The sequence below is a fragment of the Cetobacterium sp. ZOR0034 genome (assembly GCF_000799075.1).
Taxonomy (GTDB): Bacteria; Fusobacteriota; Fusobacteriia; order Fusobacteriales; family Fusobacteriaceae; genus Cetobacterium_A.
Map to the genome: position 1 here is coordinate 1 of NZ_JTLI01000011.1, position 9,124 is coordinate 9,124.

Consider the following 9,124-nt stretch of genomic DNA (forward strand, 5'->3'; position numbering starts at 1 on the left):
GAATCGAACCGGCACGCTATCAGATAGCTCGGGATTTTAAGTCCCGTGCGTCTACCTATTCCGCCACCCAGGCTTCCTAGTTGAAGGAGCTTGTCGCTTTCGCGCTTCGCTGTCCCTCACGGACATTAATAATAATATCATAAATTATAAATAAAGTCAACAAGTTTTTTTATTTTTTTTAAAGTTTTTTTATTTTTTTTCTGCACATACTAAAACTCCCTTGTTTTTAAAGGAGTTCTAGCATGTTATGCTCTATTTATTTTTTTATAAATTTCTCATATATTTTTCTTGCAGGTTCTAAAAGATTTAAAAAAATTAATAAATTTATTAATTTTTTTTTATATCCTTTAACTGTTTTGAACTCTAAAAAATATAATTTTTTATTATTTCCATGCCAACTTTTACCCCACCAATGTATACCATAAGTGTTCTTTTTTATTTTTTCGTAAGAAAACTCCTCTGTAAAGTGATATGGATAAAAATACTCAAAAGGATATATTTTTATTCCATCATTTAAAAAAATCTGTCTATTTTCAGCTTTAAAGTTGTAGTCTCTTTCTAATATATATTGAAGAATTGCTGGAATTGTATAGATGTTTACATTCCAAATATCTTCTTGATAAAATTCTAATATTTTTTTAAAAAAAACATGTCCCTTCTCTGAACCTATTATTCCTGCACTTGCTTGTTTTTCATCTTCCATTCCTAAAAAGACTCTATCTTCTAAAAAAGAATCTAAAGATTTTAAAATTTGCATATCAGAATCTAAATATATTCCTCCATGTTCATACAGAACTTTAGCTCTAAAATAATCAGATAAAAAAGCCCAAAGTTTTCTTTTATAACACTCTTTCAAAAATCTATTTTTCTCAATCTCGTTATAAAAATCTAAATTTTCTTCATTCCACTCTATTATTTCATACTCCGGTAACTTTTCTCTCCATGAATTTATACAAATATCCATCAGATTAGGTTTAGATCCTTTTCCTAGCCATATATAATGTATCTTTTTTTCCATAAATCCTCCTAGAATTTAGGTATTTTCTGAGTATTTCCTATACTTTTACCCACAATTTTTCTTAAAAAATTAGAAACTATAGGAGCAAAATAGATTAAAATCTCTTCTATATTTTTGTTTCTCATACCTCTAACTTCTTTAAATATCTCTCTATAATTTTTCAATTTGCCTTTGTAATCTTTACCTGAATTTATATATCTATAAAGAACAACCTTATAAAAACTTGGTAATAACTTAGATAAAGCTTCTCTTCCGTATTCATCTGTCTTTGAAAACTCACTTAATAACATATAACATATTTTCTCTAATGAATCTACACTTCTATCATTAACAATACTCATTATACTTCCTGTTCTTTGTCTATAATAATAAAAGGCAATATCAATATACTTAACTCTTTTAGCTTTCAAATAAACCATTGGAGTAAAATAACTATCCTCATGAATTAAATTATCATGAAAATAAAGCTTATTTTCACATATAAACTCTCTTTTATATATATCATCTACAACTTCTTCTCTAAAACATTTAGTTCCTTGAAATAACGTTAAAAAAAACTTAGTCCCCTTACTTACTGTAAAATCCTTTATCTCTTGAGATCTAAATAGAGGTTCTCCAACTTTATTATCAGAAAAATATCTCATATTACCAACCATAACGTCTAAATCTAATTTTTGACCCTCTTTAAAAAAGTTTTCAAAACCACTTGAATCAATTATATCATCACTATCAATAAAAGCTAAATATTCCCCTCTAGCTTCTTTTATTCCTGCATTTCTTGCCGAGGATAATCCTCCATTTTCTTTATCTATTATCTTTGTTTTTGTTGGATAAAGTTCCTTATATTTTTTTAAAATATTTAAACTATTATCTTTCGAACCATCATTTACTAAAACAACTTCATAATTTATATCCTTTACTTTATAAATACTTTCTAGGCATTCATCTAAATAATCTTCTACATTATAAACAGGTACAATTATTGTAAGTTCCATAGCTTTCTCCTATATATATCTATTATTATTTTTTCATCAAACTGTCTAATTATTTTCTCTCTACCCTTTTTTCCCATAGTTTTTTTCTCTTCTAAAGATAACTTTATAAATGATTCAATTTTATTAGCCAAATCAACTGAATCCTTTGCTTTTACTAAGTATCCGTTGACATTATCATCTACAATCTCTTTACATCCTGTTACATTTGAAGCTATAATAGGTTTTTCCATACTTGCAGCTTCCATTAATACTTTAGATATTCCCTCTCTATAAGATGGTAATATTACACAGTCAGAAGCGTTTATAAGCACTTCCACATCTTTTCTATGCCCTAAATATTCCAATATACCACTTTTAACATACTCGTCCATTTTAGCACTATCTACACCGTTTGCAGCATTTCCACCTAAAGCACCCAAAAACCAAAATTTAACTTTATAATTTTTATTTTTTATAATTTTTGCTGCTTCAACAAACTCTCTTACGCCTTTATCAAAAAAAGCCCTAGCAACCATTAGAAATATTAACTCTTGATTCTCTTCTCTTTCAACAGGTGAAAATTTTTCTATATTTACTCCTTCTCCTGGTAAAATAAAGATTTTTTCTGTTGGTACTATCTTTTGCTTTATTAAGGTTTCTTTATCATCATCATTCAAAACCCAAACCTCTTTTGAAAATTTCAATGAAAACTTATACATTTTTTTTGCAATACTTGAAATTATTCCACCTTCAACAAAAGAGTAACCTAATCCTGTCAAGACCGCGATACTTTTTATCCCAGCTATCTTTGCTGCTATTGTCCCGTAAATATTTGGTTTTATTGTATAATGAAAAACAATATCAGGTTGCTCTTTTTTATAGATTGCTTTTAATTGTAATAGAAGTTTAAAATCTTTTACTGGATTTATACCTCTCATATTTAATTCTATAGGAATATGTCTTATTCCTAGCTCTTCTAAAAAATTTATTCTTGTATCATTAGGTGCAATTACTATTACCTCATGCCCATCATTTATCAGAGCTTTAATTACTCCATATCTAAATATATAAATATCCCAAAGCACATTGGCTGTAAAAAATATTTTTAATTTTTTCATAATATACCTCTCATTAGTATTGAATTAACAACTCTTTGCCATGACTTTCTTTTAAATACTTTTTCCCTTTTATTATTTCAAGTTCTCTCTCTTTATAGTTTAATTCATTAAAAAGTGCATTTTTGTAATTATAATTTATTGTGTTCCCTGGAAAGGTAGTGCTCCTATATATTCTAATCAAAGATAAAGCCATTACTATAGCCACCATAAATTCTTTTCTCTCGAAATTTTCTAATGATCTTGTTAAAGTTAGCCAAACACTATAAATAAACAGAATTCCTATTCTTAAAGAAGCTACAGATAATTCTGATGTAAATAAAAATATCACCACCCAAATATACAAACTATTTTTTATGATATTATTATTTTCATATTTATAAGCTAGTAAAAATAAAATCGCTCTCTCTATATAAAATAAATTTAGACCTCTTTCTAGGTTTGCTGGAAGGATGCTTTTATAGTTAACAATTTTATCAGCTATTATAGTTGGTAAAAAATCCCAGTTATAGTTTAATAGCAGCTCAATACCCTTTAAATTTAAAAGATAATAAAAACTACCAATTATAAAAATTCCTAAAACTATCCGTTTTTCATAAGTATAATTTAAAATAAAATACATTGGTAGATATAAAATCCCACTCATATGGAAAGAAACTCCAATTATATTTAATAATAAAAACGGTATAATCTTACGCTCTTCAATATATTTTAAAGAGAATAAAAATAATATTATCGCTTTCATATTTCTTAAAAGTTCAACTTCCATATGAAATCCCTGTATACTAAAAAAAATAGCAAAAGCCATTATAGGATATTTGCAATACCTTTTAAAAATATAGTATAGTGCAATAAAATCAATTGTTGTTGTTACAAACTGATAAAATATATAATTTTTAAAAATATTACCTATAAAAGAGGTATAAAGCATATATCCCTTTTCATAGGTGTAAGTCCCTTCCATAAAAGATGGGTAATAAAAATACCAATCCCACCCTAAAAAACCTCTAGTTCCTAAAAATAAAATTAAACAAACTATTATAACTTTTAATATTAATTCTTTCTTTTCTTTATCTTTGTAAAAAATATCAAAAACTCCAAGCATTAATAATACTATAGCTATAATCAAATATATCATTTTAGCGCCTCTTTATATAATTCTATATATTTTTTAGCCGTCGATTCTATTGAATAAACTAGGCTTCCTTTAATCCCAGATCTACTTTTGTCTAAGTAGATTTTAGGATCTTCCAATTGTTTTATATTTTGAACCAAATCATTTACATCTCCAGCTTTAAACAACAATCCAGAACCTGAAACTATATTTGCTAGTCCTTCTACATTACTCGCTATAATAGGAGTCCCAGAGGCCATAGCCTCTAATGCACTTAAACCAAACCCTTCAAAATTTGATGATTGAATTGCTATATCTGCTCTTTTTAACAACGCTGGAACAGAATTCGAATATCCTAAAAACTGTACTCTGTCTTCTAGTTTTAACATTAAAACCTCTCTTTTTACAGCTTCTTCTGTTTCACCTTCTCCAATAAATGTAAGTGTATATTCTTTAGGAAGTTTCTCTAGGGCTCTTACAACCGTTATGTGATCCTTAGATGGATGAAATCTAGATACCATGACTAAGTTATTTCCCTTACGCTCTTTCTGTTTTCCCATAAAAGCTCTTAAAGAAACTCCGTTTGGTATAACTTCAATCTTTTTTAAACTAATTCCTGTCCATTTTATTAATTCTCTTGCTGTCGCTTCTGAGATTGCAATAACTTTGCTAAATGAGTTATAAATAAATCTATCTAAATATTTATATACCTTTTTCTCTCTTCTTCTATTATGAGTACTGTGTTCAGTTGTTACATAGATAATACTTCTATTAAAATATCTCGCAAAACTTGTCCAAATTTGTGAGTGTACTAAATGAGCATGAACAATATCTATTTTTTGACTCTTCAATAACTTCGTTATTTCAAAAATATTTTTAAAACTCATTCTATTATTTATCTTAGTTCTATGAACTTTTATACCTCTCTTTTCATACTCTTCTAAAAATTTCTCTCCATTAGTATCCAAAACTAACAGCTCTACATCTGCTCCTTGTCTTTTTTGAGCAGGAATCAAATCTAGCAATAACTTCTCTGCGCCACCTAATTCCAAAGATGTTATTATATGAAGTATTTTCATTTATTTCTCCTATCTTTTTTTCTTTCATAGCAAATCGACTGAAGTAACCTAATCAAAAATTTTATTTTATTTTTTAATGGTATATTTGTTTTTATCATATAGCTATAGTAAAGTTTCATTCCTTTTGGATTATTTTTTATAATTTCAGAAAATTTTCGTGTATATCCATCTTCTAAATATTGATAATAATATATTCCTTTATCTATATATCTAAACATATAGTTTTCTCCTATTTGATTCCATATATAACCTTCGGGAACAAATTTTTCTCCTTCGATTTCTGGAAAAGGATACTCTCTCATTATTGATGTTCTTATGATTTCAGCTTTATCTCCCAAAATTTTCTTTTTATAAAAAATATTAATTGGTGTACTATCTATCTGATCTTCACCAAAACTTTCTTTTTCCTTCACAGGAGAACCATTATCTAATATTTCAACTTTTCTAAAAACTAATCCAGCATAATCTAAAGGTAACGTTACAATCTCTTCTTGGATTATCTCAACTGCTTTTTCATTTAAATAATCATCACTGTCTACAATGAAAAAAAACTCTTTTGTGGCTAAAAGCGCTCCTATATTTATAGCTCTCATTTTTCCACCATTTTCAACTTTTTTATAAACAATCGAAAATTCATCTTCTTTTATAAAGCTCTCTATTAAATTTTTCGTATTATCAGTTGATCCATCATCAACAATAATCCATTCAAAATTCTTTAGTGTTTGATTCTTTAAACTTTTATACAACCTCTCTAAGGTACTTTCCCTATTATAAGTAGGTGTAAATATGGTTAACATCTTTCTCTTACCTTCCTTTTCCAAATACAACGGTTTTAAGCGTTTTAAATAATATAATTATATCCAAATACAGGCTATAACACTTTATATAGTATAAATCATATTCTAACTTATTTTTAGCATCTTCAACCGTAGCTCCATAGGGATACATCACTTGTGCCCAACCTGTTAATCCTGGTTTTACCATATGTCTTAATCCATAATATGGGATTTGCTTCTCAAGTTCTTTTATAAATACCATTCTCTCTGGTCTTGGTCCTATAAAACTCATATCTCCTTTTATAACATTTAAAAGTTGAGGAAGTTCATCAATTCTTGTTTTTCTCATAAAATTTCCAAACTTTGTTACTCTCGGATCATTTTTTTGAGCCCATTTTGCACCATCTTTTTCTGCATCCTGCCTCATACTTCTAAATTTATAAACTAAAAATTCTTTTTCATTTTCTCCAACTCTTGCTTGTGAATAAATAATAGGTCCTGGACTTTCTAATCTTACTATAATAGCAGCTATAATCATAACTGGAAATGTCATTAAGCCAATAATGATGGACATTCCAATATCAAAAACTCTTTTAACCTTATTTTGAAATTTACTTCTCAAGATTTCAAAACCATATGCATTCAATAACCACTCTTCATTTATATATGAAACCTCTATTTTTTTTTCGATTTCTAACATATAATCTAAATATCCCATTACATGGGTATTTCTTAATTTAATCTTTAAGATTTTTTCAATTTCTTTTTCTTCTAACCTCATTTTACCTAAAAGTAATAACTTAATCCCGTTTTTTTCTACAAACTCTTCTAACTCATCTATATCACCAGAAAAATGAATATGTTTATATCCTTCTAATTTTTCTAAACTTTTTTCTAAATTATACTTCAATTCACCTTCTCCATATATAGAAACTGGTTTAATTCTATATGTAATAATATTTATAACTGTTCTCAAGAATATTATTATTGAAGTGAATAGAGTACAAAATATTATTAACCAAAAATCCCAACTAATTAAAAACCAAATAAAGAAAAAGAAAATATTTAATATAAATATAGTTACATAATTTTTTAAACTATATCTTGGTACATCGAAATTCATTAAATCAAACAAATAAAGTCCCAATAAAATAAAAAATAATACTCCTATTCCAATCAAACTTGTTTCTGATGTTAAATTAAATAATCCCATTAAAATTGAAAATATAGCTCCTAGAGCCCCCATATAAAATAATCTTAGCATTAGTTTTCACTATCTCCTTCATAAAGAACCACTCTTTCTCCGTCCTCTATTATATTCTCATCAGCACCATCTTTATCATAAAATATAATTGCTTTAAAAACCTCATCTTTAGAATCTAACCCGTACTCTGAAAATAAAGCTGATGGATAAACGTCATCTTTATATGACAATACAGTCAATACATTATTATTTCTAACTAAATATTTAGTTTTTTTATTTTTTGTAGTTTTGTCTTCATCTTCTCTTCCAATTCTTCCTAAAATTTTTCCAAGTATATTCAATTGGAATTTATCTTCATCATTTCTTACTTCCCATACTCCCGAATCCTCTTTTTCAATTTTTACTCTTCTCATATCTTTACCTGTTTTTAAAATATATCGAATATTTCCCATGCTATCAAAAGCAAATGGTAAACCTTCATCTTTTAAATTATAAGAAGCTAAGTTAAATCCTGGTTGTATACTCCCTGGAATTCTCTTTTCTACATAAATCGCAGGAAGCCTATCATCTACTGAATATGTTTTTAATTTAATTCTTTTACTTTTTAAAACTTTTTTATCACCAGGATTAAGTTGTTCTAATAAAACTGTATTTTCTATTTTAGGATATAATCCAACTATCGGAAATAATTCTCCTGGAAAATATTTTTTTTCATAACTAAAATTAGGCATTCCTCCTACACCTAATATAGTAACTCTTAAAAGCTCCATTTTTTCATTTTCTCCATATTTCATACCATAAGCTAAAGGAGTTCTTCCATAAGGGTTATATTTTAAATATGGATTATCAAAAGTATAATCTCCTCCTTCAAACTCTTTTCTTATTTGTTTTTCGAATCTCTCGTCTTCTACATAAAGATCTCCATAAAGAGCAGCTTTTCTTATATCAAATCCCTCTAGCATATCATTAATTTCAATAGCTAAAACAGGATTAATTTCCCCTATTTTATATAATGTTTTACTAATCTCTACAACCTCTTCTAAGTTATATTTTTTTATATCTTTTTTTTCTACAAACTCTATTGTCATAGGAGATTTTGATAACATTTCACTAATATTTATTAAATTTTCTTCTGATAATTTTTCAAATACACTCTTACTATTTTTTATAGGTAATAGTTTTGTTATTCTATCTTTTATTTTTATAACTTCAGGTCTATTTTCAATCGTTCTTATAAAAATTTCAAAATTGTTTTTAATTAATTCTTCCTTGAAATATTTTCCAATCTCTGGAGATAATGACAATAAATCTTTCAAACCTTTAATTACTTTTGCATTCTCTATAGCTTTATTATAATCTGTATTTTTAAGATATGAATCTACATTAGGATTGTTTATAAAATCAACTAATTTACCATCCTTTAAAATAGATGTTGCTATATCCATCTTATCTGATGATAAATTCTCTAATATTCTTTTTAGATTACCATCTTTTAATTTTATAGAAAATATTTTTTCATTTTTTCTTTTCTCATTTTTTTGATATAAATCCGATAAACTTTCATTATTTTTTATAGCCGTTTCTATTGTTCTTTTGTTTAATACTAAACCTATACCAAAAATTATTACAATTACTGAAATAAGCAGTACAATTATCTTTTCTCTTTTTATCATTTTTCACCCCTTTGAAATTTTAACAATTCTTTATTATTATACACTATCTTGAAAAAAATGTATAAAAAAAAGAGCGAATACGCTCTTAAAATTTATTTTTACAAAAAATAAAAAAATGGCGCTTCTTGCTGGGCTCGAACCAGCGACAACACGATTAACAGTCGTGCGCTC

Annotated in this window: 8 protein-coding genes; all 8 read right to left on the reverse strand. The window is 26.9% G+C overall.

Going from position 1 to position 9,124, the window contains the following annotated elements:
- Positions 1-256: 256 nt before the first annotated feature.
- Genes L992_RS03570 through L992_RS03605 form a run of 8 tightly spaced genes read right to left on the reverse strand, consistent with a single transcriptional unit; the run spans position 257 to position 8,953 of the window.
- Positions 257-1,018 carry a glycosyltransferase gene (locus tag L992_RS03570; protein ID WP_052191771.1) on the reverse strand — a complete coding sequence of 254 codons (762 nt, stop codon included), beginning with the start codon at positions 1,016-1,018 and terminating at the stop codon, positions 257-259.
- Between the two features lie 8 nt (positions 1,019-1,026).
- Complete coding sequence (locus tag L992_RS03575; protein ID WP_047394464.1) at positions 1,027-2,013, reverse strand: glycosyltransferase; 987 nt, start codon at positions 2,011-2,013, stop codon at positions 1,027-1,029.
- Positions 1,998-3,110, reverse strand: a complete 1,113-nt coding sequence (locus L992_RS03580; protein ID WP_047383386.1) for a glycosyltransferase family 4 protein — start codon at positions 3,108-3,110, stop codon at positions 1,998-2,000. The genes L992_RS03575 and L992_RS03580 overlap by 16 nt, the downstream gene beginning before the upstream one ends.
- A gap of 13 nt (positions 3,111-3,123) precedes the next feature.
- Complete coding sequence (locus L992_RS03585; protein WP_052193895.1) at positions 3,124-4,245, reverse strand: EpsG family protein; 1,122 nt, start codon at positions 4,243-4,245, stop codon at positions 3,124-3,126.
- Positions 4,242-5,300: a glycosyltransferase gene (locus L992_RS03590; protein WP_047394467.1), complete on the reverse strand. Its 1,059-nt coding sequence runs from the start codon at positions 5,298-5,300 to the stop codon at positions 4,242-4,244. Before L992_RS03590 ends, L992_RS03585 begins: the two co-directional genes overlap by 4 nt.
- On the reverse strand, positions 5,297-6,097 hold the full coding sequence (locus L992_RS03595; RefSeq protein WP_052193896.1) for a glycosyltransferase family A protein: 801 nt from the start codon (positions 6,095-6,097) through the stop codon (positions 5,297-5,299). Before L992_RS03595 ends, L992_RS03590 begins: the two co-directional genes overlap by 4 nt.
- Positions 6,098-6,104: 7 nt before the next feature.
- Positions 6,105-7,340, reverse strand: a complete 1,236-nt coding sequence (locus tag L992_RS03600; RefSeq protein ID WP_047383382.1) for an exopolysaccharide biosynthesis polyprenyl glycosylphosphotransferase — start codon at positions 7,338-7,340, stop codon at positions 6,105-6,107.
- Positions 7,340-8,953: an aryl-sulfate sulfotransferase N-terminal domain-containing protein gene (locus L992_RS03605; RefSeq protein ID WP_047383379.1), complete on the reverse strand. Its 1,614-nt coding sequence runs from the start codon at positions 8,951-8,953 to the stop codon at positions 7,340-7,342. The genes L992_RS03600 and L992_RS03605 overlap by 1 nt, the downstream gene beginning before the upstream one ends.
- Positions 8,954-9,124 lie beyond the last annotated feature (171 nt).